The 25623-nt window shown below is 53.5% G+C and carries 29 protein-coding genes; 3 read left to right on the forward strand and 26 right to left on the reverse strand.

From position 1 onward, the window contains the following. Positions 1–311: 311 nt before the first annotated feature. The 9 genes from KNP77_RS08810 to KNP77_RS08850 all read right to left on the reverse strand — a co-directional run bounded on the left by KNP77_RS08810 (position 312) and on the right by KNP77_RS08850 (position 7056). Positions 312–824 (reverse strand): metallophosphoesterase family protein, encoded by a 513-nt coding sequence (locus tag KNP77_RS08810; protein ID WP_214890170.1) that lies wholly within the window; start codon positions 822–824, stop codon positions 312–314. A gap of 5 nt (positions 825–829) precedes the next feature. Further along, complete coding sequence (locus KNP77_RS08815) at positions 830–1420, reverse strand: XTP/dITP diphosphatase (RefSeq protein ID WP_071399354.1); 591 nt, start codon at positions 1418–1420, stop codon at positions 830–832. Continuing rightward, positions 1417–2166: a ribonuclease PH gene (gene rph, locus KNP77_RS08820; RefSeq protein WP_214890172.1), complete on the reverse strand. Its 750-nt coding sequence runs from the start codon at positions 2164–2166 to the stop codon at positions 1417–1419. The genes KNP77_RS08815 and rph overlap by 4 nt, the downstream gene beginning before the upstream one ends. Beyond that, positions 2159–2965: a glutamate racemase gene (gene racE, locus KNP77_RS08825; protein ID WP_070327730.1), complete on the reverse strand. Its 807-nt coding sequence runs from the start codon at positions 2963–2965 to the stop codon at positions 2159–2161. Before racE ends, rph begins: the two co-directional genes overlap by 8 nt. A 117-nt stretch (positions 2966–3082) precedes the next feature. Continuing rightward, positions 3083–3346 carry a phosphocarrier protein HPr gene (locus KNP77_RS08830; RefSeq protein ID WP_021066838.1) on the reverse strand — a complete coding sequence of 88 codons (264 nt, stop codon included), beginning with the start codon at positions 3344–3346 and terminating at the stop codon, positions 3083–3085. Between the two features lie 72 nt (positions 3347–3418). After that, positions 3419–3859 (reverse strand): acyl-CoA thioesterase, encoded by a 441-nt coding sequence (locus tag KNP77_RS08835; RefSeq protein WP_070327968.1) that lies wholly within the window; start codon positions 3857–3859, stop codon positions 3419–3421. A 9-nt stretch (positions 3860–3868) separates the two neighbouring features. Beyond that, positions 3869–4657 (reverse strand): succinate dehydrogenase iron-sulfur subunit, encoded by a 789-nt coding sequence (gene sdhB / locus KNP77_RS08840; protein ID WP_201739228.1) that lies wholly within the window; start codon positions 4655–4657, stop codon positions 3869–3871. 8 nt (positions 4658–4665) lie between these two features. Continuing rightward, on the reverse strand, positions 4666–6423 hold the full coding sequence (gene sdhA, locus KNP77_RS08845; RefSeq protein ID WP_070327732.1) for a succinate dehydrogenase flavoprotein subunit: 1758 nt from the start codon (positions 6421–6423) through the stop codon (positions 4666–4668). A gap of 15 nt (positions 6424–6438) precedes the next feature. Next, entirely contained in the window at positions 6439–7056 is a 618-nt protein-coding gene (locus KNP77_RS08850) for a succinate dehydrogenase cytochrome b558 subunit (protein WP_071399350.1), read from the reverse strand. A gap of 214 nt (positions 7057–7270) precedes the next feature. Here KNP77_RS08850 and KNP77_RS08855 point away from each other — a divergent pair, with 214 nt between their 5' ends. Continuing rightward, positions 7271–7672, forward strand: a complete 402-nt coding sequence (locus KNP77_RS08855; protein WP_214890174.1) for a YslB family protein — start codon at positions 7271–7273, stop codon at positions 7670–7672. A 31-nt stretch (positions 7673–7703) separates the two neighbouring features. Here KNP77_RS08855 and uvrC read toward each other — a convergent pair whose 3' ends face one another. After that, positions 7704–9488, reverse strand: coding sequence for an excinuclease ABC subunit UvrC (uvrC, locus tag KNP77_RS08860; protein WP_214890176.1), 1785 nt, complete (start codon positions 9486–9488; stop codon positions 7704–7706). Positions 9489–9559: 71 nt separating this feature from the next. On the opposite strand from uvrC, the gene KNP77_RS08865 reads away from it, so the two are divergent. Beyond that, a complete protein-coding gene (locus KNP77_RS08865; protein WP_131489909.1) occupies positions 9560–10873 on the forward strand; it encodes a dihydrolipoyl dehydrogenase family protein in 1314 nt (437 codons plus the stop codon). 37 nt (positions 10874–10910) lie between these two features. Here KNP77_RS08865 and mnhG read toward each other — a convergent pair whose 3' ends face one another. The 16 genes from mnhG to KNP77_RS08945 form a co-directional block, all read right to left on the reverse strand. Further along, positions 10911–11270 carry a monovalent cation/H(+) antiporter subunit G gene (mnhG, locus tag KNP77_RS08870; protein WP_016510023.1) on the reverse strand — a complete coding sequence of 120 codons (360 nt, stop codon included), beginning with the start codon at positions 11268–11270 and terminating at the stop codon, positions 10911–10913. Further along, complete coding sequence (locus KNP77_RS08875; protein WP_199749311.1) at positions 11248–11544, reverse strand: Na(+)/H(+) antiporter subunit F1; 297 nt, start codon at positions 11542–11544, stop codon at positions 11248–11250. Before KNP77_RS08875 ends, mnhG begins: the two co-directional genes overlap by 23 nt. Then, positions 11541–12026, reverse strand: a complete 486-nt coding sequence (locus tag KNP77_RS08880; RefSeq protein WP_214890178.1) for a Na+/H+ antiporter subunit E — start codon at positions 12024–12026, stop codon at positions 11541–11543. Before KNP77_RS08880 ends, KNP77_RS08875 begins: the two co-directional genes overlap by 4 nt. Positions 12027–12033: 7 nt before the next feature. Beyond that, positions 12034–13515 (reverse strand): Na+/H+ antiporter subunit D, encoded by a 1482-nt coding sequence (locus KNP77_RS08885; protein ID WP_214890181.1) that lies wholly within the window; start codon positions 13513–13515, stop codon positions 12034–12036. Then, on the reverse strand, positions 13508–13849 hold the full coding sequence (locus tag KNP77_RS08890) for a Na(+)/H(+) antiporter subunit C (RefSeq protein ID WP_071399343.1): 342 nt from the start codon (positions 13847–13849) through the stop codon (positions 13508–13510). The genes KNP77_RS08885 and KNP77_RS08890 overlap by 8 nt, the downstream gene beginning before the upstream one ends. Then, on the reverse strand, positions 13849–14286 hold the full coding sequence (locus tag KNP77_RS08895; RefSeq protein WP_131469271.1) for a Na(+)/H(+) antiporter subunit B: 438 nt from the start codon (positions 14284–14286) through the stop codon (positions 13849–13851). Before KNP77_RS08895 ends, KNP77_RS08890 begins: the two co-directional genes overlap by 1 nt. After that, positions 14270–16699, reverse strand: coding sequence for a Na+/H+ antiporter subunit A (locus KNP77_RS08900; protein ID WP_214890184.1), 2430 nt, complete (start codon positions 16697–16699; stop codon positions 14270–14272). Before KNP77_RS08900 ends, KNP77_RS08895 begins: the two co-directional genes overlap by 17 nt. A 363-nt stretch (positions 16700–17062) precedes the next feature. Further along, entirely contained in the window at positions 17063–17377 is a 315-nt protein-coding gene (trxA, locus tag KNP77_RS08905; RefSeq protein ID WP_070327741.1) for a thioredoxin, read from the reverse strand. 107 nt (positions 17378–17484) lie between these two features. Next, the gene (locus KNP77_RS08910; RefSeq protein ID WP_214890187.1) at positions 17485–18450 is read right to left on the reverse strand and encodes an electron transfer flavoprotein subunit alpha/FixB family protein; all 966 of its coding nucleotides are present in this window, start codon (positions 18448–18450) and stop codon (positions 17485–17487) included. Positions 18451–18464: 14 nt separating this feature from the next. Then, positions 18465–19238, reverse strand: a complete 774-nt coding sequence (locus KNP77_RS08915) for an electron transfer flavoprotein subunit beta/FixA family protein (RefSeq protein ID WP_214890190.1) — start codon at positions 19236–19238, stop codon at positions 18465–18467. Positions 19239–19317: 79 nt separating this feature from the next. Continuing rightward, entirely contained in the window at positions 19318–19896 is a 579-nt protein-coding gene (locus KNP77_RS08920) for a fatty acid metabolism transcriptional regulator FadR (RefSeq protein ID WP_070327744.1), read from the reverse strand. An 80-nt stretch (positions 19897–19976) separates the two neighbouring features. After that, complete coding sequence (locus KNP77_RS08925) at positions 19977–21650, reverse strand: AMP-binding protein (RefSeq protein ID WP_214890194.1); 1674 nt, start codon at positions 21648–21650, stop codon at positions 19977–19979. A 136-nt stretch (positions 21651–21786) separates the two neighbouring features. Beyond that, complete coding sequence (locus KNP77_RS08930) at positions 21787–22263, reverse strand: DUF4825 domain-containing protein (protein ID WP_071399337.1); 477 nt, start codon at positions 22261–22263, stop codon at positions 21787–21789. A gap of 12 nt (positions 22264–22275) precedes the next feature. After that, the gene (locus KNP77_RS08935) at positions 22276–23403 is read right to left on the reverse strand and encodes an ABC transporter permease subunit (RefSeq protein ID WP_131443468.1); all 1128 of its coding nucleotides are present in this window, start codon (positions 23401–23403) and stop codon (positions 22276–22278) included. Beyond that, positions 23393–24274, reverse strand: coding sequence for an ABC transporter ATP-binding protein (locus KNP77_RS08940; RefSeq protein WP_214890197.1), 882 nt, complete (start codon positions 24272–24274; stop codon positions 23393–23395). The genes KNP77_RS08935 and KNP77_RS08940 overlap by 11 nt, the downstream gene beginning before the upstream one ends. Further along, positions 24249–24632: a GntR family transcriptional regulator gene (locus KNP77_RS08945; protein ID WP_251139008.1), complete on the reverse strand. Its 384-nt coding sequence runs from the start codon at positions 24630–24632 to the stop codon at positions 24249–24251. Before KNP77_RS08945 ends, KNP77_RS08940 begins: the two co-directional genes overlap by 26 nt. A 197-nt stretch (positions 24633–24829) precedes the next feature. Here KNP77_RS08945 and KNP77_RS08950 point away from each other — a divergent pair, with 197 nt between their 5' ends. Further along, positions 24830–25576 carry a hypothetical protein gene (locus tag KNP77_RS08950; protein WP_214890200.1) on the forward strand — a complete coding sequence of 249 codons (747 nt, stop codon included), beginning with the start codon at positions 24830–24832 and terminating at the stop codon, positions 25574–25576. The last annotated feature ends 47 nt before the right edge of the window (positions 25577–25623 follow it).

The following is a 25623-nucleotide window of genomic DNA, read 5'->3' on the forward strand; positions in this document are numbered from 1 at the left end:
CGACACGTGTAGTCTCTACGGAACCTCACGAACAAATTGTTCCTTCAATGGTTCTACCTCTAAAGGCTGACCCTTTAGTCCTTTGAACCACCTTGACCTCGAAAGGATACAAGTTTCCTCGGTATTACCATCAGCATGATCTGTTAAGGCTTCACCGATATAGTGTCGTCCACTCTATAGGTTTCTGTTTCCCTATAAAGGCTCCTATTTGTCTTGAAGGGCGTTGCTCTATCCAGCTGAGCTATTGGGACATTGACAAGAAAACTATAATAGAAAAATGCTTTGCTGTCAATTGGTTCTTTCTGTTTTGTTCAAAGTTGTCCTGACAAGTCCAAATCTTCGACGGGCGTCCCGTCCTCAGACCGGTAAAACCGGACCGCTGCCTGACCGGCGTCAAGGTCGATCAACGCGTACGTCTTGTCCGAGCGTCCGCGCGGCATCCGGATCGAGCCCGGGTTCACGTAGAGCACCCCGTCTTCGATGACGGCCCCGGCCACGTGCGAGTGACCGTACAAGACGACGTTCGCCCCGATTTCCTCGGCCCGATAACGCAACCGGTTCAAATCGAACTTCACGTCATGGTGATGGCCGTGGACGATTAAAACCGTGCCTTCAGGTGTCGCTTCGATCCGTTCGAGCGGCAAGTCGCCCCCAAAATCGCAATTGCCGCGGACGGTCCGATACGGCAGCAAGTGCTCGTCGACGAGCGCGAGCTGGGAGTCGCCGCAATGAAACGCGTCCTCAATCTCGGTTTCATGCCGCGTAAAGATGGTCGTTAGTTCGTCTGTCAATCCGTGACTGTCACTGACTACGAGAAAACGCATACACCTCAACCTTTCATAAATGGAATGATTTCTGCCTCTAGTTTTCTTAACGCCTGACCGCGGTGACTGACCGCCGCCTTTTCGTCACGCTCGAGCTCTGCTGCCGTCTTATGGAGCGACGGGACGATAAAGAGCGGGTCGTACCCGAATCCATTTTCCCCGTGGGGCGCATAGCCGATCGTACCTTCGATCGTCCCGCGCACGGTCAACGTCTCGCCTGTCGGTTTGGCGAGGCAGAGCGCGCAGACGAAGCGGGCCGAGCGATCGTTCGCCCCGTTCAACTTCTCGAGCAGGAGCGCGTTGTTCGCCGCGTCCGACTTCTCAGGACCGGCGAAGCGGGCCGAGTGGACGCCTGGGGCACCGTCGAGCGCATCGACTTCAAGCCCCGAGTCGTCGGCGAGGACGGCGTGTCCGAAGTAACGGGCCGCCTCGGTCGCTTTCAGTTCGGCGTTCGCTTCGAACGTCGTGCCCGTCTCATCCGTTTCCGGTGCATCCGGATAGTCCAAGAGCGACTCGACTTCAAATCCGAGCGGCGTGAGCATCCCTTCGATTTCAACCACTTTCCCTTTGTTGCGTGTCGCGACAATCAGTTTCATATCGTTTCCTCCATTTGTTCCCCGACATACCACCATGAGGCACCGAGCGCGCCTTCTGCTGCTTTGAACAGCGTCTCGATCCCGCCTTGGGCCATCTGTAGCATCTCATTCATTTCTTGCAGCGTGAACGTCGCTTCTTCACCCGTGCCTTGCACTTCGACGAAGCGTCCGCTCGCCGTCATGACGACGTTCATGTCAACTTCGGCCGCCGCGTCTTCTTCATAGTTCAAGTCGAGCAACAGCTCGTTCGTCCGACCGACCGAGATGGCGGCGACGCCTTCTTTGATCGGTGTGTCGCCGAGCTTGCCTTGACGGATGAGCGCGTCGACCGCGAGCACGAGCGCACAAAAACCGCCTGTGATCGACGCTGTCCGTGTGCCGCCGTCCGCTTGGATGACGTCACAATCGATCCAGATCGTCCGTTCACCGAGCCGTTCCAAGTCGACGACCGAACGGAGCGAGCGCGAAATCAACCGTTGAATCTCCATCGTCCGTCCTGTCTGCTTACCGCGAACGGATTCCCGGACGGTCCGGTTGCCCGTCGCCCGTGGCAGCATCGCGTACTCGGCGTTGATCCAGCCTTGCTTCTTCCCGCGCAGGAAGTTCGGGACGCGTTCTTCGACCGTCGCCGTACAAATTACTTTCGTGTCCCCGATCGAGATCAAGACCGAGCCTTCGGCATGTTTGTTCACGTGCGGAATGATCTCAACGGTCCGCAGTTCATCATGTTGTCTTTCGTTACGCATCGACACCAGACACCTCTACTTTCTCCGCTTTCACGGGTTGGCCAAGCCACTCTGTCGCCAATCGGTTGAAGATGGCGACATCCCCGGTCGCATAAAACTGATGCGTCGGGATGGTATCCAAATCGTTCTCAAGTTCTTTAAAATCAAGGATCGCTGCCACTTCGAGCGCCGTCTCATCACCTGACGAAATCAAATGGACATCGGGTCCGACGACGTCTTGGATGACCGGCGCTAGCAACGGATAATGGGTGCACCCAAGGATAAGCGTGTCCATCTCCGAAGCTTGAAGCGGCAGAATCGTCTCGGCGACAATCGACCGGACGCGTTCGCCGCTCAGTTCGCCGGCTTCGACGAGCGGCACGAACGGCGGGCAAGCGAGCGAATAGACATCAATCTCGCCCGCGACGTGACGGAGCGCCGTCTCGTACGAATTGCTTTCGACCGTCATCTTCGTGCCGATGACACCGATATGTTTGTTGCGCGTGCCTTTGACGGCGGCCCGGGCGCCCGGGTCGATGACACCGATGACCGGGATGTTGAGGCGTTTGCGCGCTTCTTTCAAGACGACGGCCGTCGCCGTGTTGCAGGCGATGACGATCATCTTAACGTCTTTTTCTAATAGGAATTCAATCAATTCCCACGTATATGCTTCAATCTCATCGTGCGGGCGCGGCCCATACGGACAGCGCTCCGTGTCGCCGATATAGATGATTTCTTCTTTCGGCAGCTGGCGGATCAGTTCTTTGACCACGGTCAAGCCGCCAACACCTGAATCGAGTACTCCAATCGCTCGTTTCATAAATATCACTTCCATTCCCATCTATCTTACCAAAAAAGCCGTATCCAAAAAAGAAACGGTGTCATGACAAACAAAAAAGACGAGGTAGCCGATTGGCCGCCTCGTCCGTTGCTCGAATTACTGAGCAAGACCTTCGCTAGTGAGCATGTCAGAAAGCGTGTTAACCGCTTCTTCTGCATCGTCACCTGCTGCAGTGATCTTGATTGTTGAATCTTTAGCGATTCCGAGTGAAAGTACACCCATGATCGACTTCAAGTTAACTGTCTTACCGTTGTACTCAAGGTTGATATCTGATTGGAACTTAGAAGCTGTGTTGACCAACTGAGTAGCTGGACGAGCGTGGATTCCTGAATCAGCAACGACTGTGAATGTTTTTTCCATGACGTGATAGTCTCCCTTCAAATCTGAATTCTGCAGGCGAACCGGCAGAAATTTTTGTTTGTGAACTCATTATCAAATGATAGCGGATTCGCAAAAATTCTGCAAGCGATTTTTATATTCTGGAGTCCATTCGGCCGGGCGACCGGCTTTTGACAAATGCACGAGGCTCGTACGGCCCGCGAACATGAGTTGATCTCCATCATATGCGCCGTAATGAATATCACATGAAGTGTTTCCGACCGTCAAGACATTGGCATACACCTTCAACTGTTGCCGCGGCATCACTTGTCGGACGTAATCGCACTGGGCGTCCGCCACGACGACGAAACCGTCTTTCAAGGAAAATCCTGTCGTTTCGAGTAGCTCGATCCGCGCATCCTCAAAATAGATGAACGGGATCGTGTTATTCATATGGCCGTACGGGTCGCACTCCGAAAAGCGGACTTTGACGTCGAGCTCGATTCCTGACCTGACACGCGTTTCCCAACCGGGTTCCCGAAAATACTTTGACATCGGCAAACGTTACGCCTCGACCGCAGAACCGGTACGACCTTTGTCGCTGCCGAAGAACTGTTTGAACGAGTGAAGCGTCGTCTGACGGTTCATCGCGGCGATTGACGTCGTGAGCGGAATGCCTTTCGGACAAACCTCGACACAGTTTTGTGCGTTTCCGCACTGCATGATGCCTCCGTCTTCCATTAGCGCTTCGAGACGTTCTTCCGCGTGGAAAGCGCCGGTCGGATGCGAGTTGAAGAGACGGACTTGTGAGAGTGCGGCCGGGCCGATGAAGTTCGACTTGTCGTTGACGTTCGGGCAAGCCTCAAGGCAGACACCGCACGTCATACATTTCGATAGTTCATACGCCCATTGACGTTTGTTCTCTGGCATCCGTGGTCCTGGACCGAGGTCGTACGTGCCATCGATCGGTACCCACGCCTTCACTTTTTTCAAAGCGTCGAACATGCGCTGACGGTCGACTTGAAGATCACGGATGACCGGGAACGTCTTCATCGGAGCAAGGCGGATCGGCTGCTCGAGTTTATCGACGAGCGCCGTACACGACTGGCGCGGCTTGCCGTTGATGATCATCGAACAAGCGCCGCACACTTCCTCAAGACAGTTCATGTCCCAGGTGATCGGTGTCGTCTTGTTGCCTTCAGCGTTGACCGGGTTGCGGCGGATCTCCATGAGCGCCGAGATGACGTTCATGTTCGGACGATATGGGACCGAGAACTCTTCCGAGTAGGCCGCTTGATCCGGACCGTCCTGGCGTTCGATGATAAAACGAATATCTTTATGCTCAGACTGCATCGGCGTCGTCATTTCGTCTTCGCCCCTTTCTTCGAGTAATCCCGTTTACGTGGCGGGATTAACGAAACGTCGATCTCTTCAAACGAGATATCGACTTCCCCTTCGTTGTAACGTGCCATCGTCGTCTTCATGAACAACTCGTCATTCCGTTCCGGGAAGTCCGGTTTGTAATGAGCGCCACGGCTCTCGTCGCGTTTAAGGGCGCCGAGCGTGATGACGCGCGCGAGGTCGAGCATGTGGTCGAGTTGACGGATGAACGAGGCACCTTGGTTGCTCCAGCGCGCCGTATCGGTCGCTGAGATGTTGTTGAAGCGTTCGCGTAGCTCGCGTAGCTTCAAGTCTGTCGCTTCGAGCTTATCGTTGTAACGAACGACCGTGACGTTGTCGGTCATGAGTTCGCCGAGTTCCCGGTGAATCTGGTAGGCGTTCTCCGTACCTTCCATCGCGAGAATGTCATTGAACCGCTCGATTTCTTCACGTTCGTTGAAGTTGAAGAGCGCTTCTGGCACGCTCTCGGTCGCTTGGTCGAGACCGCGCATATAGTTGACCGCCGCAGGACCGGCCTCCATCCCGCCGTAAACGGCAGACAAGAGTGAGTTCGCGCCGAGACGGTTCGCCCCGTGCATCGAATAGTCACACTCGCCGGCTGCAAACAGCCCTGGGATGTTCGTCATTTGATCGTAGTCGACCCATAGTCCGCCCATCGAGTAGTGAACGGCCGGGAAGATCTTCATCGGTACTTTACGCGGATCGTCGCCGACGAACTTCTCATAAATTTCAAGAATACCGCCGAGCTTGATATCGAGTTCTTTCGAATCTTTATGCGACAAATCGAGATAGACCATGTTCTCGCCGTTGACGCCGAGCTTTTGGTTGACGCAGACTTCGAAAATCTCACGTGTCGCGATATCACGCGGTACGAGGTTTCCGTAGTCCGGATACTTCTCTTCAAGGAAGTACCAAGGTTTTCCGTCTTTGTATGTCCAAACACGTCCGCCTTCTCCACGCGCCGACTCACTCATGAGCCGAAGCTTGTCGTCCCCTGGGATCGCCGTCGGGTGGATTTGGATGAACTCCCCGTTGGCGTAGACGGCACCTTGGCGGTAAACCGCTCCAGCCGCTTGCCCTGTGTTGATGACCGAGTTCGTCGATTTGCCGAAGATGACACCTGGGCCGCCTGTCGCGAGGATGACCGCATCCGATGGAAACGCTTTAATTTCCATCGAGCGTAAATCCTGACAGACCGCACCGCGGCAGATACCCGTTTCGTCGACGATGGCACGGAGAAACTCCCAGCCCTCATACTTCTCGACAAGACCTTGCGCCTCGAAGCGACGGACTTGTTCGTCTAGCGCGTACAAGAGCTGTTGCCCTGTCGTCGCGCCGGCGTAAGCCGTCCGATGATAGAGCGTGCCGCCGAAGCGGCGGAAGTCGAGCAGACCTTCCGGCGTCCGGTTGAACATGACGCCCATCCGGTCGAACATGTGGATGATCTTCGGTGCCGCTTCCGCCATCTTTTGGACTGGCTGTTGGTTGGCAAGGAAGTCCCCGCCGTAAACCGTGTCATCGAAGTGTTGCCAAGTAGAGTCCCCTTCCCCTTTCGTGTTGACGGCTCCGTTGATGCCGCCCTGAGCACAAACTGAATGTGAACGCTTGACCGGTACAAGCGAGAATAGTTTAACCGGAACACCCATCTCTGCCGACTTGATTGTCGCCATGAGTCCAGCTAGACCGCCACCGATGACGATCAAACTTTGATTTGCCATATACATTTCCCCCTATTACAAGATGCCCGCGAACGTCAAGATTGAACGGATGCCGACAAAAGATAGTGCCAAGAACACGGCTCCAGAGACGTAGCTCATGAAGTGTTGTGAACGCGGCGACTGTGTGATTCCCCACGTGATGGCAAACGACCAGAGACCGTTCGCGAAGTGGAACGTAGCCGAGAGGATCCCGACTATGTAGAAGATGAGCATGAGCGGATTGTCGACGATGTTTTGCATCATCTCCGCATTGACCTCGACGCCACGCAACTTCGCCAAGCGCGTTTCCCAAACGTGCCACGCGATGAAGATGACGAGGAATACGCCCGTGAAGCGTTGGATCATGTACATCCAGTTCCGCGCGTATGAGTATCGGTTCGTGTTGATCGAACCGAGGAAGGCGTAATACACGCCGTACACACCGTGGAAAATCATCGGCAAAGCGATGATTGTCACTTCAAGGAAGTACAAGTACGGTAAGCTCTCCATAAATTTTGCTGCCTTGTTGAACGATTCCACCCCATCGACGATATAGTAGTTGACCGACAAATGGACGATCAAAAACAGGCCGATTGGAATGACCCCAAGTAGCGAATGGACTTTACGACTGAAATAGTCACGACGCGCTGCCATTCTAGTTCCCCCTTTTCACGAGCCCTTGGCTCGTTTTGTAAATAAAAGCGTTTTCAAATGTAAATATAGCTTTCTGTCTCCTATTCTACTCTTGTGAAATTTGTATGACAAGATAACCTAGCCGATTTGTCCCACATTCTTTTAGAAAATACCCGGTGACCAAATCCAAATTTGTCGTTATAATAGTATAGAAAGATTGGAGTGATGGAATAAGATGGAAACGATGAGCCAACCCACTTTCGCGATCGAACTGCTTCGCGACTATGTGTTGACAGATTTGCTTGGGGACGATTACGCCCAAGTCATCTATTGGTCCGGAAAACGGGTCGCCCGCAAATTCCCGACGATGCCGAATGAAGAACTGACTGCGTTCTTTTCGGAAGCCGGTTGGGGAAAGTTGACGCTCGTGAAAGAAAAAGAGAGCAAGTTCGTGTTCGAACTCACTCCTCCGCCTGCGACCCAAGCGAAAGCGAACGGGTATTACCAGCTTGAGGCTGGATTTTTGGCCGAACAGATTGCCGGTCGTTTCCAATGCGTCGCCGAAGGCTATGCCGACCCGGGGCGTCAGGCCGTCCACATCACCGTCCAATTAGACCAAAAAGATACGTACGAATAAGAAGAGCCGATGCGGTCGCATCGGCTCTTTCTCATTCGTCCGTCTCCTCATGGACGTATTGGATTACGGTCTCAGCCAACTTCTCCGGCAGGCCTGCTTCCTTCAACTGTTCGAGCGAGGCGAGACGGATCTGTTTCATCGACCCGAAATGACGGATCAGTTGCTGACGCCGCTTCGGTCCGACACCCGGGATATCGTCGAGCACCGACTGCGTCATCTTCTTCGTCCGCAAGCTGCGGTGGAACGTGATGGCGAAACGGTGAACCTCGTCTTGCATCCGTTGCAACAGATAGAACGCGCTTGACCGCGAGTTCAATTCGACGACACCGCCGCCTTCACCGAACAGAAGCTGGCTCGTCCGGTGGCGGTCATCCTTCTTCAGCGATCCGACTGGCAAATCGAGGCCGAACTCATTCTGCAACACGTCAAGGGCGGCGTTCAACTGGCCGAGTCCCCCGTCGATCAATAGAAGATCCGGCAGACGTTTCTCCTCGGTCAACAATCGCCGGAAACGGCGACGGACGACTTCGCGCATCGTCTCGTAATCGTCCGGTCCTTGGACGGTCCGGATCTTGTACTTCCGATATTCTTTCTTGAGCGGCTTGCCGTCCTCAAAGACGACGAGCGCCGAGACGGCGTCAGCCCCTTGGATGTTGGCGTTATCGATGATGTCGACACGCGACAAGTTCGGGATACCGATCGCCTCACCGAGTTCACGCATCGCGAGCAATGTCCGCTCTTCATCACGCGCGAGCAGTTCGAACTTCTCATTCAAGGCGATGCCCGCGTTTTTCGTCGCGAGCTCGAGCAACTGTCGTTTCGCCCCGCGTTTCGGTTGCATCACTTTCGTCCCGAGCGCATCAACCAATAGATCGATACGGACGATCTCTGGGACGAGCACTTCTTTCGGCAACACGTTCTGCTCATAGAACTGGACGATGAAGCTCTCGAGTTCTTCTGACGGTTCCCCGTGGAGCGGGAACAACGAGACGTCGCGTTCGATCATCTTGCCGCCGCGCATATAGAACACTTGGACACACATCCAGCCCCGGTCGAGCGTATAGCCGAAGACGTCGCGCGCCGTCGGGTCGGCCGTGATCATGTTCTGTTTGTTCATGATCGATTCGACGGCCCGGATTTGATCGCGGAGCTCGGCCGCCCGCTCGAACTGCATATCCTCGGCCGCCTGGTGCATATCGACTTGGAGCTTGGCGAGCGTCTCGCTCGTCTCCCCGTTCAAGAAACGGCGGATTTCTTGGACGATCGACTTCTGCTCGTCGGTGTCGACGGCGAGTTCACAAGGACCGAGACATTGGCCGATGTGGTAGTACAGACAGAGCTTCCGTGGCATCGGCTGACATTTCCGGAGCGGATACAGCTTGTCGAGCAACCGTTTCGTCTCGTTGGCGGCGTAGGCGTTCGGGTATGGCCCGAAGTAATGGCCGCCGTCCCGTTTCAACTTACGTGTCGTGAGCAGCCGCGGGTACGGCTCGTTCGTGACTTTAATATACGGATACGATTTGTCGTCTTTCAACCGGATGTTGTATTTCGGGTCGTGTTTTTTAATGAGCGTCATCTCGAGCAAGAGTGCCTCGAGCTCGCTCGCCGTGACGATATATTCGAAGTCACGGATCTCGGCGACGAGACGCATCGTTTTAATATCGTGTGCCCCAGTAAAATAAGAGCGGACGCGATTCTTTAAGTTTTTCGCTTTCCCAACGTAGACGATCTCGCCATACTCGTTCTTATGCAAGTAACAGCCCGGTTCGTCCGGGAGCAGCGCCAATTTATGTTTAATGTGGTCAGTTTGACTCAAATTTTATCACCTCAGTTTAGCTTCCTCCAAGACGGGAAAAAATTGGTGTAGTCTCAGAGGGAGGGTTTTTGATGAAACGATATGACGTAATCATCATCGGCAGCGGTTCGGCAGCGAGTCAAGCCGCGAGCGTTTTACGCGACGCCGGTAAACGGATTGCCATCGTCGAGAATTGGACGTTCGGCGGGACGTGCCCGCAACGCGGGTGCGATCCGAAAAAGATGCTCGCGGAAGGGGCGGAACTCATCGCCAAAGTCGAACGTATGAAACCGCTCGGCGTCAAAGGTGACATCACGCTCGACTGGCACGCCTTCAAGCGACGTGTCGATGAATACCGCTTCGCCATCCCGACGACGAAGATGCACAAGTGGAAAGAAGATGACATCGACTTATACGAGGGCGAGCCCCACTTTATCGATGAGGACTCGATCGTCATCGAAGGCCATGAGATCTCGGCGCATCAGTTTTTGATCGCGACCGGCCAACTCCCGCGCCCGCTCGACATCCCAGGCGGTGAAGACGCCATCACGAGCGACGACGTGTTCGACCTCGAGGACGTGCCCGAGCGGATCACCATCGTCGGCGCCGGATACATCGCGTTCGAGTTCGCGCACATTCTCCGCCGGTTCGGCAGCGCTGTCACGCTCCTCATCCGGTCGCGGGCGCTTAAACAGTTCGACCGAAAAATTGTGAAGCGGCTCATCGATGAGACGGTCCACATCGGCATCGACGTCCGGTTCGGGCTCGAGCCCGTCAAGCTCGACGGGAACATCTTGACATTATCAGATGACTCTACCCTAGAAGGGCTCGTCCTTAACGCCACGGGTCGTATCCCGAGCATCGAGCGGCTACGGTTGGATGCGGCCGGCATCGAGGCGGACAAGGACGGGATCACCGTCAACGACTATTTACAGACGACGAACGCGAACGTCTATGCGGCCGGCGACGTCGCCAAAAGTCCGAACCCGGCGCTCACTCCGTTTGCCGGGCAAGAAGGACGGATCGCCGCCCTTAACCTGTTGCGGAACAACACACGTCCATTGCCGGAGCGTCCGGCCCCGACGGTCGTGTTCACGACGCCGCCAATCGCCAAAGTCGGTCTGACGGTCGATGAGGCGAAATCGCTCGGGATCGACTATGAATGCAGGGACAATGACATGTCCCACTTTCTTACGTATGAACGGGTCAATGACGCGACCGCCTTCTCGCGCGTCTTACTCAGCAAAGACGGCCGCGTCATCGGCGCTCACTTGATCGGGCAACACGCGCCCGAGCTCATCAACTTGTTCTCGTTTATTATACAAAACAATATCAGCCATCAACACGTTAAGCACTTAGAGTTCGCCTATCCGACGTCCGCCTCTGATTTGACACACTTGATGTAAAAAAAGGCTCTTCCATGTCGTATGGAAGAGCCTTTCGTCATTCGATCCCTTTTTCCTTATCTTCTTTGAGCGCGTCCTGTAACGACTTCTCCCAGAGCGGGACGCCTTTAGCGTGAGCCGCCCGAGCGAGCAAGTGTCCGCCGACCGGTGCGGTCAACAAGACGAAGAACAAGCCGAGCAAGAGACGTGCATCGAAGATACGTTGGTCGACCCAGACGTGGAGCACCGCCGCGAACAAGACGAACATGACGCCGAGCGTCGCCGACTTCGATGCCGCGTGCGTCCGCGAATAGACGTCCGGCAAACGGATGAGGCCGATCGCCGCAACGACCGTGAAGAACACTCCGATGATCGTGAAAACGCCGGTCAATATATCAAAGATCGTTGTCGCGGTCATGATGAATGATCTCCCCTCTCTCTAAGAATTTCGAGAACGCCACCGTACCGATGAAGGCGAGGATACTGAGCAAAAGAATGACCTCGAAGAACATCGTCGTATCGAGCAAGATCGACAATAGCGCGACGACCGAGATCAACGCGATCCCGATCGAGTCGAGCGCGATGACACGGTCAGCCGTCGTCGGCCCTTTGATGACCCGATACAGCATGCCGAGCATGGCAAACAAGAGAATGGCGAGCGCAATGTAAATTACAATATCTAATATGCTCATTCCGTCGCCTCCTTAATCGTTGATTCAAAGTTATTGTAGATGTCGCGTTTGAGCGCCTCTTTATCCGGCATGTTGAGTGCGTGGATATAAAGTATTTTATTATCTTTCGAGACTTGGACGACGAGCGTCCCTGGTGTGAGCGAGATCAGCATCGACAACAGGCTGATTTTCCAACCCGTGCGCAGTGACGTTTCATATTGGAAGATACCAGGTTGAATCTTCAATTTCGGGCTCAAGACGAGACGTAACACCTCGAAGTTCGCCATGACGAGCTCACGTGCAAAAATCAAGAACAGCTTGAACAGCTTGATCACACGTGTGAAGTAAAAGCCCGTACCTTCAGATTTGAAGAACCGCCGCATCATGAAGATGACGAGCAGTCCGAGCAAGTAACCGACGAGAAACCCGCTCGTCGTGAACGTACCGGAGAAGAACATCCAGATGAACGCCAAGAAAAAGTTGATGAGTAGTTGGTAAGCCATGTCTAAATCACTCCTTAATCACGGCATCGATGTAGATTTCCGGTTCGACGAGCGGTTCGATTGCCTGGGTAATGAACGGATGCATCGCCTCGGCCCCGAATCCGTACGCGACGGCCACTGCGACGAGTAACAACGTCGGCACGATGAGTCGGTTCATATACGGGACGAGCGGACCGTCATAGACACGTCTCTCTTCTCCCCAGAACCCATAGAGGAAAATCTTAATGACCGAGAACAGAACGAACAAGCTCGACAGCAAGATGAGAAGCGGGCCGAACAAGTCGCCGTCGGCCACCCCGCCTTGAACGATCAACAATTTACCGAAGAAGCCACTGAGCGGCGGAATGCCGGCGAGTGACAACGCGGCGATGAAGAACGTCCATCCGAACAGCGGGAACCGGGTGATCAATCCACCCATGTCGCGAAGTTGACCGGAACCGGTGATCCCGATCATCATCCCGACGAGCATGAACAAGGCGGCCTTGATGAGCATGTCGTGCATCAAATAGTAGAGCGCCCCTTCGAGCGACGTCTGCGTATTGAGGGCGATCCCGTAAAGGATGACGCCGACCGCGATCATGATGTTGTAGATGATGATCAACTTCACATCGTTATAGGCGATCGCCCCGGTCATCCCGATGACGATCGTCAGCACGGCGAGCACGATCAAGAACGTCTGCATGAACGACCCTGTGTCGAACAAGAGCGTGTACGTCCGTAAGATCGAATAGACGCCGACTTTTGTGAGCAAGGCACCGAACATAGCGAGGATCGGCGTCGGGGCAACGACGTACGATCCAGGCAGCCAGTAGTGCAACGGGACGAGCGCCCCTTTCATACCGAAGACGATGACGAACAAGACACCGATGACGGTGATGACGTTTTGATTTTCGACGAGCGGGATCTTCTGTGCCAAGTCAGCGAGACTGAGCGTCCCGACGACGCCGTAAAGAAGTGCGACGGCCATGACGAACAGCGCCGACGCGATGACGTTCACGAGCAAGTATTTGATCGACTCGCGCAACTGAACGCCTTTCCCACCGAGTACGATCAAGACGTACGAAGAGATGAGGAAGACTTCAAAGAAGACGAACAAGTTGAAAATATCGCCCGTCGTGAAGGCGCCGTTGACACCGACGAGTAAAAATAACATCGCGACGTACACGTAGTTCGATTCATAAGCGTCCGAGAAGTAATGCGTCGCAAACCAGACGATGAAGAACACGATCAACGTCGATGTTGTGACGAGAAGCGCCGACAACATATCCGAGACGAGCGTGATTCCGAACGGTGCGGGCCAATTCCCGAGGTTGACGGTCAAGATACCGTCTTGCGATACGGTGAAGACGAGCAACACCGATACCGCGAACGTGACAAGTAAAGCCCCGAGTGCCATCACACGTTGTAGGCGTACCTGTTTTGGTGCGAACATCAGGATGACGGCCGCAAGTGCAGGGATGACAATCGGAAAGATCGGTAAGTTAATCATTCGATTCCGTTCCTTTCATTTCCTCAATATTATCCGTGGTCAACTCCTGGTACGTCCGATAAGCGAGTACCAAGAAGAACGCCGTCACACCGAAGCTGATGACGATCGCCGTCAAGACGAGCGCTTGCGGCAGCGGGTCAGTATATTCCGTGACCCCGTCGACGAGGACAGGTGCCGCTCCCGTCTTCAGTCCACCCATCGTCAAGACGAGCAAGTGGGCTGCGTGACTGAGCAGGCCGGTACCGATGATGATGCGCAACAAACTCTTTGAGAGAATCATGTAGACCGCGCTCATCGTCAGTACCCCGATGATGATGCTAACGAAGATTTCCATTATTCACTCTCTCCAATCGTTTGAATGATCGTCATCGTCACACCGATGACCACAAGGTAGACGCCTAAGTCAAAGGCGATGGCCGTGTGAAGCGTCTGTTCACCAAGGAGCGGCAAATCGAACTTGTCATAAGCGTGTGTCAGGAACGGACGATTCCAAAAGATGCTGTGGAGCGATGTTAGCATCGCAATGACAAGACCGAGTGCCGTCATGATCCGATAGTCGAACGGTAAGACGTTCGCAAGCGTCTTCGAGTCGAACGCGAGCAGTAACAACACGAGAGCAGCAGCCGTCATCAATCCACCGACAAACCCGCCGCCTGGCGAATAGTGCCCGGCGAAGAATAGGTTGATTGAAAACATGATGATGATGAAGAAGATGATCACCGCGGCCGTCTGTAAGATGACGTCATTCACTTGATCATTTTTCCGATTCATGTTCACGTGCTCCTTTCGTGCGTTCTGTCGTTCTAAATTTGATCATCGTATAGATCCCGATTGCCGCAACGGCGAGGACGATGATCTCGAACAGCGTATCAAAGCCCCGGAAGTCGACAAGGACGACGTTGACCATGTTCTTCCCGGCTGCTAAGTCGTAGACGTTCTCTTTATAATACTCAGAGATCGAAGACAACGACCGGTTCGACAGTGCCATGAAGCTGAGCAACATGACCGTCACCCCAACGATGACCGACACGATCGCGTTCTCCACTTTAAATTTGACGCGAACTTCTTTTCTGCTGATCTCCGGCATGTGATAGAACACGAGCAAGAACAAGGCGACCGATACCGTCTCGATGACGAGCTGCGTCAAGGCAAGGTCGGGCGCTCCGAAGAACACGAAGAACAAGGCGACCGAATAGCCGATGACCCCGAGCAAGATGATCGATGGCAAGCGTGAACCCATGAACAGAATCGCGAGCGCCGCCAAAATGATGACCGCCCCGAGCACATATTCATACGGCGCGACAGCCTCCATCTCGCCGAACGAGAAGTTGAACAAGTCGAACCAGTACATCGAGAACAACAGCATCCCTGATAAGAACAGGAAGATGTAGATCAAGTAAGACCGGATGAAGCCGGTCATGTAATTGTCTTTAAAACGATAAGCCGCTTTGTTCGACCAGACGAGCGACCCGTCGTACATACCGTTCAGCGTCAACCGGTTCGGGATATGGTTGTAGATCCCCATCCACTTGTTGATCATGAAGAACATGAGCGTCCCGAGGGCGATAATCCCGAGCGTCATGAATAGCTCTGGAGTCGGTCCGTGCCAGAAGTAGATGTCGACTTTGACCTCTTGCCCGCTCGCGACGAGCGTCGGATAGATCGACTCGACGGCAGGCTTGATGAGCGAGTTCGACAACACGTTCGGAACGAAGCCGAGGACGACGACGAGGATGGCTAAAATGGCCGGCGGGATGAGCATCCCGATCGGTGCCTCGTGCGGCTGTTTCGGCAATTCGTCGAACTTGGCTTTCCCCATGAACGTCCGTGTAAAGATGATCAAGCTATAGATGAACGTGAACACGCTCGCGATGAACGCGACGACAGGGATCAAGATCCCGATCGTGTCGAGCGCGAAGAAGTCCATCGAGAACACTTTCGTCGTCGCCTTCAAGAACATCTCTTTACTGAGGAAGCCGTTGAATGGCGGTAACCCTGCCATCGACAACGAGCCGATGACGGCGATCGTGAACGTGATCGGCATGACGGTCATGAGACCGCCGAGCTTACGGATGTCACGTGTGCCCGTCTCGTGGTCGACGATCCCGACCATCATGAACAACGACCCTTTGAACGTGGCGTGGTTGATCAAGTGGAAGATGGCCGCGATCGTCGCGACCATGAAGATGTTGTCGTCGATCCCGTCGTAATGAAGCGCCGCGGCGCCAAGGCCAAGCAGCGACATGATGAGACCGAGCTGACTGACCGTCGAGAACGCGAGTATCCCTTTCAAGTCCGTCTGTTTGACGGCGTTGAAGGCTCCCCAGAACAACGTGAACGTCCCGACCGAGGCGATGATCCATAGCCAGAGCGATGATTCTTGGAACACCGGACTCATCCGGGCGACCAAGTAGAGCCCGGCCTTGACCATCGTCGCCGAGTGCAAGTACGCACTGACCGGGGTCGGTGCTTCCATCGCGTCCGGCAACCAGATGTGGAACGGGAATTGCGCTGACTTCGTGAACGCCCCAAGCAAAATCAAAATCATGGCGGCGACGAAGAACGGACTTTCGGCGATAAGCGCCTGATTCGCGACCATGTCGCGGATGCTGAACGATCCGACGATCGACTCCAAGATGACGATCCCGCCGAGCATCGACAGACCACCGAACACGGTGATCAGCATCGACTTGCGTGCCCCGTAGCGAGAGCGTTCTTTCTCATACCAATACCCGATCAACAGGAACGACGAAATCGATGTGAGTTCCCAGAACATGTACATGACGACCATGTTATCCGAGAGGACGACACCGAGCATCGCACCCATGAAGAGAAGCAAGTACACATAAAAGTGACCGAGCGACTCTTTATCTTTGTTCAAGTAGTAAATCGAATACAGGACGACGAGCGCCCCAATCCCTGTAATGAGGAGGGCAAACAGTAGTCCAAGCCCGTCCACGTAAGCGGTAAAGTTGATCCCGAGCGACGGCATCCACTCGACCGTTTCGCTCACGACGTCTCCCGCACTCGTGATTCCGATGAAGCGGAAGAAGTAGACGAACAGGAGTACCGGGACGACCAGTACGAACCAGCCCGTATGGATCCGTTTCAACGCCCGAAACAAAAACGGGATGAACGGTGCCGCGAGGAGCGGCAATAAGATAGCGAAATGTAACACCGACAAGAAAATTCCTCCTTCGAACAGAGTCTTACAACGATGACATCAAATATTAAGTTCATTTGACGCCATCACGTCTTCCTCATGAGTATAGCGTAAATTTTCAGGCTGTTTCCATGATAAAAGCTTCTCACTTTTCTAGCCATGGTTAAAAAAACCTGAACTGTTAAATATGAAGGGAGTCGACAAAAAACGACTAAAAAAAATTGGATGCGGACAGCATATGTAAGCTCTCTCAAACGTGTTGCCGCTCCCGAATCGATGGTAAACCTTAACCTATCTTATTCTTTACTCACTCACTAAACTCCTTGTTCCCTAACGAAGCCAACAAAAAACAGCCGATCGGTCTCCCGATCGGCTGTACGTTTATTATTTTGCTGACGCGATAAACTCTTTAAGCGCTTCTTTTGGTTGGAAGCCCATTGTTTTCGAGACAGGTTGTCCGTCTTTGAACATCATGAGTGTCGGGATGCTTTGGATTTGGAAAGCGCCCGCTACTTCTGGGTTCTCGTCAACGTCGAGTTTAACGATTTGGACTTGGTCGCCCATCTCTTGATCGAGTTCTTCAAGAACCGGTGCGATCATGCGGCACGGTCCACACCATGCTGCCCAAAAATCGACGAGGACGACGCCCTCTTTCACTTCTTGTTCGAACGTTTGAGTCGTTGCGTGTTTAATAGCCATTTGGTAAATACCTCCCCAGTAAGATGAGACAGTTCAATTAAGAACTCTCTTGCATTTCATGTTCAGAGTATACCACGGAGGGTAACTTTCCCCAAACGTTATGCCCATCAGCTATTGACGAGGTGTTTTCGGAACTCTTCAGTCAAGAGCGGCACGACGTCGAACAAGTCGCCGACGATGCCGTAGTCGGCTACGCTGAAGATGCTCGCTTCCGGGTCTTTGTTGATGGCGACGATGACTTTGGCGTTGCTCATCCCGGCCAAGTGTTGGATTGCCCCGGAGATCCCGCAGGCGATATAAAGGTCCGGCGTGACGACTTTACCCGTCTGACCGATTTGGAGTGCGTAGTCGCAGTAGTCCGCGTCACACGCTCCACGTGAAGCACCGACCGCGCCGCCGAGCAGTTCAGCGAGCTCTTCGAGCGGTTTAAAACCGTCCTCGCTCTTGACGCCGCGTCCTCCGGCGACGATGACTTTTGCTTCCGCGAGATCGACTTTTCCGGTCGCCTTACGGACGACTTCTTTGACGATCATGGCGAGATCTTTCAATTCGACGGCCGGCGTCTCGACCGACACGCTCGCCCCCGCTTGACGCGGAAGTGCGTCGATGTTGTTCGGACGGATCGTGAAGAACATGACCGAATCTTTGAATTTCACTTTCTCGAACGCTTTACCCGAGTAGATCGGACGGACGAATTCGGCGTCTCGTCCCGAGCCTTCGATCGAGACGACGTCACTGATGAGGCCGGCGTCAAGACGGGCCGCGAGTTTCGGTGCGATGTCTTTTCCGAGTGCGGTGTGACCGAGGACGATCATATCCGGTCTTTCTTGGTCGATGATTTGGCGGAGTACTTGGCCGTAACCGTCCGGCGTGTAATGTTTGAGTCGCTCGTCTTCGATGACGAGGACGCGCGCTGCGCCGTGCTCCCCGAGTTCAGTCGCGAGTGCTTTGACGTTATCCCCAATGACGACCGCCGTCACGTCGTCCGTCAGTTGCTTCGCCGCGGCGATCGCTTCAAATGATACGTTCCGTAACGCGCCTTCGCGCGCTTCTGCGAGTACTAAAGCTTTCATATGTGATGTCCCCCTTAAATGACTTTGGCTTCCGTGCGAAGTAATTGAACGAGCTCGCTCACTTGTGCCGACGTGTCCCCTTCAAGAATACGTCCCGCTTTCTTCTCTTCCGGCAAGAACCGTTTGATCGTCTCGATCTTCGCGCCGATCTCGTCTTCGTCGAGGTCGATGTCTGAGAGCTCGAGTTCTTCGAGCGGCTTCTTCTTCGCTTTCATGATACCTGGAAGGCTCGGATAGCGCGGTTCGTTCAAGCCTTGTTGCGCCGTCACGAGGAGCGGCAGGTTGACTTCGATCACTTCTGTGTCCCCCTCGACGTCACGCGTGACCGTCGCCGTCGTGCCGTTGATGTCGAGCTTCGTGATCGTCGTCACGTAGTTCATGTCGAGCAGCTCGGCGACGCGTGGCGCCACTTGTCCGCTACCGCCGTCGATGGCGACGTTACCGGCGAAGATGAGGTCTGGTGCTTGGTCTTTCAAATATGCGGCGAGCACTTTCGAAATCGTCACGTGATCCGCGTCCTCGACGTCATCCTCGATCGAGATGCGGACCGCTCTGTCCACACCCATCGCGAGCGCTGTCCGTAGTTCTTTGTCCGCGTCGTCCGGTCCGACCGTCACGACCGTGACTTCTCCCCCGAGATCGTCACGCTTGCGGATCGCTTCCTCGACCGCATACTCGTCATATGGGTTGATGATGAATTCGGCACCGTCTTCTTGAATCTCCCCGTTCTCAAGTTGGATCGCTTCTTCTGTATCGAACGTACGTTTTAGCAACACAAAAATATTCATCGTAGTTCCCCCTTTAAGTTGTTCGCACCATCATTCATGAATCTCCATTCATTTTTTGAGCTAGCGAGAGGGCTTACGGTTAAGCAAGCCCTTTTTTCAACATATGGTGTACTTTCGGTAACGTCGACATCAAGTCGTACTTGAAGCCGCTCGCCATCCAACTCGTGACCACTTCATCGATCGTGCCGAAAATCATTTGTCGCGCCAGCCGGTAGTCGAGGTCCTGGTCAAACTCCCCGGTCTCGATGCCGTGCTTGACGACCGCATCGATCAAGTTCAAATACGGCTTCAACACTTCACTGATCTTTTGGCGGAGCGCCAAGTTCGACTGTCTGAGCTCGATTTGCGTCACGACGGCGAGGTCGTAATCGACCGACAGCTGCTTGAGATGCGACTCAATCAACTGGTACAGCTTGTCGCCTGCCGTCGTCTCCTGCTCGATCTGTTGCTTCGAGTAGTCGATGAACAGGCCCATCTTCGTCTGGAACAGCTCGATCAACAGATGCTCCTTGTTTTTGAAGTACAAATAAATCGTTCCGTCCGCGACACCAGCTTCTTTGGCGATGGCTGTCACCTTTGCACCGTGATAACCATGGTCCGCGATCACTTTCACTGCCGCATCGATAATGCGGTCACTTTTTGATACATTCTTTTTCATAGACACCCATGCTCCTTATTGCTGCAGAAAAATGAATGATGGTTCATTCATTTATTATTCTATCATGTCAAAGAGAGGTGTCAACTGCTTTGTTTCACTTGTTTCGCCTTCTCTTCGTCGACGAGGACGCGGCGCAGGATCTTACCAACGAACGTCTTCGGCAACTCGTCACGGAATTCATACAGCTTTGGTACTTTATACGCCGCGAGCTTCTCACGGCAATGCTTGTCGAGCTCGTCTTCGGTCACATTCACCCCGTCCCGCGTGACGATGAACGCTTTGACCGTCTCACCGCGGTAAGGGTCCGGGACACCGATACAGACCGCTTCCTTGACGGCCGGATGTTCGTACAGCACTTCTTCGATCTCACGCGGGTAGACGTTGAAGCCGCCGGCGATGATCATGTCTTTCTTCCGGTCAACGATATAGAAGAACCCGTCCTCGCCCATATAGCCGAGGTCACCGGTCGCGAGCCATCCATCTTTCAAGACGGCCGCCGTCTCTTCTGGTTTTTGCCAGTAGCCTTTCATGACTTGCGGTCCATTCAGGAACACTTCGCCGATCTCACCGACTTCGGCCAATGTCTCGCCGTCTGCCTTTACAATTTTAGCAGAAGTATCGGATAACGGCACCCCAATCGAGCCGACGATGCGTTTATCCCACAAGAAGTTAGCGTGCGTCACCGGTGACGTCTCGGACAACCCGTATCCTTCGACGATGCGCCCGCCCGTCACGTCTTCGAACTGTTCTTGCACTTCGACCGGGAGTGGTGCCGATCCTGAGATACATGCCTCGATCGACGACAAGTCATACTTTTTCAGTTTCGGGTCGTTCAAGATGCCGACATACATCGTCGGGGCTCCTGGGAAGAAGTGTGGTTTCTTCTTGTTGATCGTCTTCAAGACGTCGGTGACGTCAAAGCGTGGCACGAGAATGAGTTCATACCCGTTCGCCACCCCGAAGTTGAGGCAGCATGTCATGCCGTAGACGTGGAAGAACGGGACGACGCTCAAGACGCGCTTCTCATCACCGCGGTTATATTTATAGAAGAAGTTCGAAATTTGGTCGACGTTCGCCGTCAAGTTGAAATGTGTCAGCATGACCCCTTTCGGCAGCCCGGTCGTCCCGCCCGTGTATTGGAGCACAGCGACGTCTTGTTTCGGGTCGATCTCGATCGGCTTGACCGGTCCAAAGTTTTTGAAGTCCTTGAACGCGACCGAACCCGTCGTATCGATGACGATATTGTTCTCGCGTTTCACTTTGATCGGGTACAGCTTGTTTTTCGGGAATGGCAGGTAGTCGGCGATACTCGTCGTGATGATCGTTTGAACGTCCGTCTTCTCCTTCACGCGGAGCGACTTCGGATAGAGGAGATCGAGCGTGATGACGATCTTCGCGCCGGAATCGGTAATCAAGTTTTCAAGCTCGTGCTCGGTATAGAGCGGATTCGTCTGGACGACGGTCCCACCGGCATACAGAACGGCGTAGAACGAGATGACGTACTGTGGGCAGTTCGGGAGCATCAGGCTGACCCGGTCCCCTTTTTGCAACCCTTTCGACTGCAACATCGTCGCCAAACGGTGGGCCGCATCATCGATTTGGGCAAACGTCAAATCCTTGCCGATGAACGAGACGGCGGTCCGGTCCGGGAAATCTTTAGCGGCGCGGCTGAGTGCCTCATAGAGTGGTTTCACCTCGTAGTCGATTGTTTCAGGCATGTCAGCTGGATAATCTTGTAACCACGGTTTTTCCATTGATTCTCCTCCTTAGAATGAATAGCCATTCAGTTAACTCCATTATAATGCTAAGAAAACGCTTTCATCTACCCTTTACCCGATAATTTTCAGAAAATATCGAAAAAAAGTGCATGGATTCAAAAATCCATACACTTTAGACGCGTCTGAAGTACGCTTCAGTTTGCTCTTCATTCCCAATTTTTTCATCCAAGCGGGCAATCAACTCTTCTTCTTTCTCGATCGTCGAGAAGTCGATCCCGAGCCACGCCTCCATCTCGGGACGAGAGAACGCGTATGTCCGGTTCGGGAACGCGAAACGGACGATCTCCGTATTTTGTACGAGCGTGAAATACGTCGCCGCGTTACGGATGGCGAGTTGCTCCTGCTCGATGCGCTCAATCTCCGGATCATGATAACGGACGGTCAAGCCATAGGGACGTTTTTTCGTCTGCAGCTCAATCGACTTATAACAGTCGTGCATCGGCAACGTCTTGGCGATGCCGACGACAGCGTTGATATCGCCGACGTATGTGCCCTCGTATTGAAAGGCACTCGGGGGCCGCTTCGAGGGATCACTACACCCTGAAAGTACAAACAGTAATGCGACGAGCACCAGACCGAACCGTTTCATGATACGTCCTCCTTAAGATTTGAGTTGCAGGTTGAAGCGATAGAGCAAACGTTTGGCGAGCAAGTGGGCGAGGAAGCCGCCAATTAAGAAGCCGACGACGTAAAGGATGCTGTTCGTCGAATACGCGATATTCGCTAAGATAATCCCACCAAGCATAGCGAAACAAAGTACCATCATCAGATGAACGAACCAGAGCCAGTTCGAGAACATGAAGAAGCGGCCGTTGTTCTCTTGCGGGGCCCGGTTGAATGTAAGGAGTCCGAGTCCAAACGATAGGACAATAAAAGCAAGTACGCTTAATGGAGCAACGGCTAGGAACTCTTGCCACACGCTGTTGTCTGTATATAGGTTATACGTGTCGACGTTAATTACATTCGCAAGCGGTGAAATCACGCGCAAGAACACACTTTCAATCGCACGTTCGAATACACTATATACGCCCTCTGTATTTTGAGTGAACGATATGACCGATCCTTGAATCAGCAATAAGATGCCGACAGGGAACAATAGTGCGACGACCGACCAGAGCACTTGCGAGATTGCCTCCCCACCAAACGAACCCATCCATAACGCCAACGAGAAAACAGCAATTCCGGTCAATAGCATAAAACCAACGAGCGCTGCGACTTTCAACGAATGTCCTTCAATTAAGAACGAATAGCGTGACGCATGGATCATCCAAAGCATGAGCGGCCCACCAAGGAGTGTCGAGACGACGATGCCGCTCGTCCCAATCAACCATTTCGATATGTACAACTGGTTCCGGTTGAACGGGAGGGACATCGCAAAGTCAGACATTTGGCTGTTGCGTTCACTGCCAATCAAGACAGACGCCATCAAGAAGCCGAAGATGATATAGAGAAAGATGACTCCACCATACGGGATGAGTGTCTGTAAATCGCCAATCCAGTAACTAGATTGCGGGTTGAACAACTCTTCAACTGATGCGTTCGACGCATCACCATTAAACCACTCGGCATACTCGTCCGGATTCATTTGAATGTCCTGAACTTGTTCATCGAACGACTGCATCTGTGTCCACACCGGGAGCGTGTACGCGACAATCCCAAGGAAGACAAGCAAAATCCATAACAACGACACTTGTTTCCAATCTTTTTTCAACAACACGTTAAATGACACTTGCCTCACCTCCTAATTGGACACGGAAGATGTCTTCGAGCGACATCGGAATCTCTTCGACGAGCATCGGGTCGTGGGCGTCGACGAACGCGTCGAGCTCTTGTGTCCGTTCTTTCGCCATGAACAAGACGACGCGTCCCGTCACGTTGATGATTTCAATATCTTTTCGTTCGAGCAGTTCGACCGGTACTTGGTCGTTGAAGACGACTTGCAGCTTGACGCTCGACTCGCGCGCCTCTTCGAGCGACATGATCGCTTTGACCCGTCCCTTCTCAATCATGATGATGCGGTCGGCGATCCGTTCGAGCTCGTGCAGCTGGTGGCTCGAGACGATAATCGAGCAGTTGCGCGCCTCGACTTGGGCGATCATCAATTTCAAGACGTCGGACTTGGCGACGACATCGAGTCCATCAGTCGGCTCATCGAGCAGGTAATAGCTCGCTTTGACGGCGAAGGCGAGCGACAGCGTCACCATCGCCTTTTGCCCTTTTGACAGTTGGCGGATCTTTTTATTACCAATGTTGTAGCGCGTGAGCGTCTCAGTGAACGCGGCCCGGTCGAACGACGGATAGATCGAGGCGTATAAATCCATCGCCTCGTTGACGGTGTAATGTTTGAGCGCGTCGGCTGAATCCGGAACGAAAATGACGTCCCGCTTCAATTCAGCTTTCTCAAAAATGCTTGACGGTCCGTAGCGGACGTCCCCGGCGTCCGGTCGGATGATGCCGACCATCGTCCGGAGGAGTGTCGTCTTGCCGGCCCCGTTACGACCGACGAGGGCGATAATCTCCCCTGGTCTGACCGAGAAGTCAATCGCATCGAGCACGGTCTGGCGGTCGATTTTCTTACTCAGTTGCTGTACTGTCAGCATGGTTCTCCCCTACTTTCTTATACTCTGTCTCAAATAGCGTCATCGCTTCTTTAAGCGACACGTTCGCGTAATGGCAATCGATAGCGAGCTTTTGGATGGCTGCGACGACCGGCGCTCGTGACGCGTCCTGATCAATCCAGTCCATGGAGACGAACGTCCCGCGCCCGCGATGCATCTCGAGAAGTCCGAGCCGCTCGAGTTCTTGGTACGCCTTGCTGACGGTGTTTGGATTGATGACGAGGTCCGTCGCGAGCTCACGGACCGACATGACTTTGTCGCCTGGTCGTAAGATGCCGCGGATGACGAGCGCTTTCGTCTGATTGACGATTTGTTCATATAAAGGTTCTGCACTTTTCATATCGATCTTATATAACATGGGTCACACCCTCTCTTATAAACGTGGTATAAGTGTATTATATGTATTAGTACACGTAAAAGCAATAGTTCTTAGAGGGCACTTTCAGTTTACAGGGAATTGGGAATAAATAGAATACGACTTTGGACCGAGACGGGATTCGGTCTTTTCGGGTACATTGTAGTAGAGGTGAACAGAAAATGAAGAAAAGGTTGTTAATTGGCGCAGTCGGCTTGCTCGTCGCCGGATCGATGTACGGGAGAAGCGAAGCGACGGAGCGCTATACAGACTACATCTATGACACGTACGGGGAGCGTGTCGATGTCGACGTATCACAGGACTGGAAACTGACTGGATACAAGGCGACGTTCAAACTGGAGACGACACCGCTTCGCGGGACGTATTCCGCGCGGACGTATGGGAACGGCACGATCCAGGACGATGTCATGCCTGCCTACTGGGTAAAAGAAGCCGAGACGACGCTACACGACCGACTCGTCACCGCGAACGTCTTGTCACGTGAAGAGACGGTCCGGGCGAACGTACCGGAAGACGCGGTGCGAATGCGCGACGTAAATACAAAGAAACCGACGTCTATCTTCGAACTGAATCCAGAGACGTTTTTAGGCGCTTCCGTCATGCTGCACGAAGCATGGAACGACACCAATGAACAGAAACAGCGCGTGCTCGACATCATCCGTCTGCTCGAGGACGACGTGGAGTCGATCCATTTCTCGTTCGACGGGACTCCGAACGAGGATGACGACTTCACCGAGCGCTATTTGAACGTATCACGAACGCCCCAAGCCGGCAATCCGTCGTTCAATTCACTCCAAACGATCGACGACTTGAACCGCCACGACCGCTTATACGGCTTTGACAAGACGACGTTCATCAGCGAATACCGATTTGATGGGACAAAAATCGAGCGAGACACTGCCGACTAATCTGGTAGTGTCTTTTTTCGAGTCGTCTTGCTTTACAGAATCAAATA

The sequence above is a fragment of the Exiguobacterium sp. s142 genome (assembly GCF_018618455.1).
Classification (GTDB): Bacteria; Bacillota; Bacilli; order Exiguobacteriales; family Exiguobacteriaceae; genus Exiguobacterium; species Exiguobacterium aurantiacum_A.

Excerpts from the sequence above, each read along its gene's own strand:
- KNP77_RS08930 (WP_071399337.1), bottom strand. The coding sequence starts at position 22,263 with ATGAAACGGTTCGGTCTGGTGCTCGTCGCATTACTGTTTGTACTTTCA.
- KNP77_RS08850 (WP_071399350.1), bottom strand. The coding sequence starts at position 7,056 with ATGGCAGCGCGTCGTGACTATTTCAGTCGTAAAGTCCATTCGCTACTT.
- racE (WP_070327730.1), bottom strand. The coding sequence starts at position 2,965 with ATGAAACGAGCGATTGGAGTACTCGATTCAGGTGTTGGCGGCTTGACC.
- KNP77_RS08865 (WP_131489909.1), top strand. The coding sequence starts at position 9,560 with ATGAAACGATATGACGTAATCATCATCGGCAGCGGTTCGGCAGCGAGT.
- rph (WP_214890172.1), bottom strand. The coding sequence starts at position 2,166 with ATGCGTAACGAAAGACAACATGATGAACTGCGGACCGTTGAGATCATT.
- mnhG (WP_016510023.1), bottom strand. The coding sequence starts at position 11,270 with ATGACCGCGACAACGATCTTTGATATATTGACCGGCGTTTTCACGATC.
- KNP77_RS08880 (WP_214890178.1), bottom strand. The coding sequence starts at position 12,026 with ATGGCTTACCAACTACTCATCAACTTTTTCTTGGCGTTCATCTGGATG.
- KNP77_RS08925 (WP_214890194.1), bottom strand. The coding sequence starts at position 21,650 with ATGGAAAAACCGTGGTTACAAGATTATCCAGCTGACATGCCTGAAACA.
- KNP77_RS08910 (WP_214890187.1), bottom strand. The coding sequence starts at position 18,450 with ATGAAAGCTTTAGTACTCGCAGAAGCGCGCGAAGGCGCGTTACGGAAC.
- KNP77_RS08885 (WP_214890181.1), bottom strand. The coding sequence starts at position 13,515 with ATGATTAACTTACCGATCTTTCCGATTGTCATCCCTGCACTTGCGGCC.
- KNP77_RS08920 (WP_070327744.1), bottom strand. The coding sequence starts at position 19,896 with ATGAAAAAGAATGTATCAAAAAGTGACCGCATTATCGATGCGGCAGTG.
- KNP77_RS08855 (WP_214890174.1), top strand. The coding sequence starts at position 7,271 with ATGGAAACGATGAGCCAACCCACTTTCGCGATCGAACTGCTTCGCGAC.
- KNP77_RS08890 (WP_071399343.1), bottom strand. The coding sequence starts at position 13,849 with ATGGAAATCTTCGTTAGCATCATCATCGGGGTACTGACGATGAGCGCG.
- KNP77_RS08810 (WP_214890170.1), bottom strand. The coding sequence starts at position 824 with ATGCGTTTTCTCGTAGTCAGTGACAGTCACGGATTGACAGACGAACTA.
- sdhA (WP_070327732.1), bottom strand. The coding sequence starts at position 6,423 with ATGGCAAATCAAAGTTTGATCGTCATCGGTGGCGGTCTAGCTGGACTC.
- sdhB (WP_201739228.1), bottom strand. The coding sequence starts at position 4,657 with ATGCAGTCTGAGCATAAAGATATTCGTTTTATCATCGAACGCCAGGAC.
- KNP77_RS08815 (WP_071399354.1), bottom strand. The coding sequence starts at position 1,420 with ATGAAACTGATTGTCGCGACACGCAACAAAGGGAAAGTGGTTGAAATC.
- KNP77_RS08950 (WP_214890200.1), top strand. The coding sequence starts at position 24,830 with ATGAAGAAAAGGTTGTTAATTGGCGCAGTCGGCTTGCTCGTCGCCGGA.
- KNP77_RS08940 (WP_214890197.1), bottom strand. The coding sequence starts at position 24,274 with ATGCTGACAGTACAGCAACTGAGTAAGAAAATCGACCGCCAGACCGTG.
- KNP77_RS08875 (WP_199749311.1), bottom strand. The coding sequence starts at position 11,544 with ATGAGCATATTAGATATTGTAATTTACATTGCGCTCGCCATTCTCTTG.
- KNP77_RS08830 (WP_021066838.1), bottom strand. The coding sequence starts at position 3,346 with ATGGAAAAAACATTCACAGTCGTTGCTGATTCAGGAATCCACGCTCGT.
- trxA (WP_070327741.1), bottom strand. The coding sequence starts at position 17,377 with ATGGCTATTAAACACGCAACGACTCAAACGTTCGAACAAGAAGTGAAA.
- KNP77_RS08835 (WP_070327968.1), bottom strand. The coding sequence starts at position 3,859 with ATGTCAAAGTATTTTCGGGAACCCGGTTGGGAAACGCGTGTCAGGTCA.
- KNP77_RS08945 (WP_251139008.1), bottom strand. The coding sequence starts at position 24,632 with ATGAAAAGTGCAGAACCTTTATATGAACAAATCGTCAATCAGACGAAA.
- KNP77_RS08915 (WP_214890190.1), bottom strand. The coding sequence starts at position 19,238 with ATGAATATTTTTGTGTTGCTAAAACGTACGTTCGATACAGAAGAAGCG.
- KNP77_RS08895 (WP_131469271.1), bottom strand. The coding sequence starts at position 14,286 with ATGAATCGGAAAAATGATCAAGTGAATGACGTCATCTTACAGACGGCC.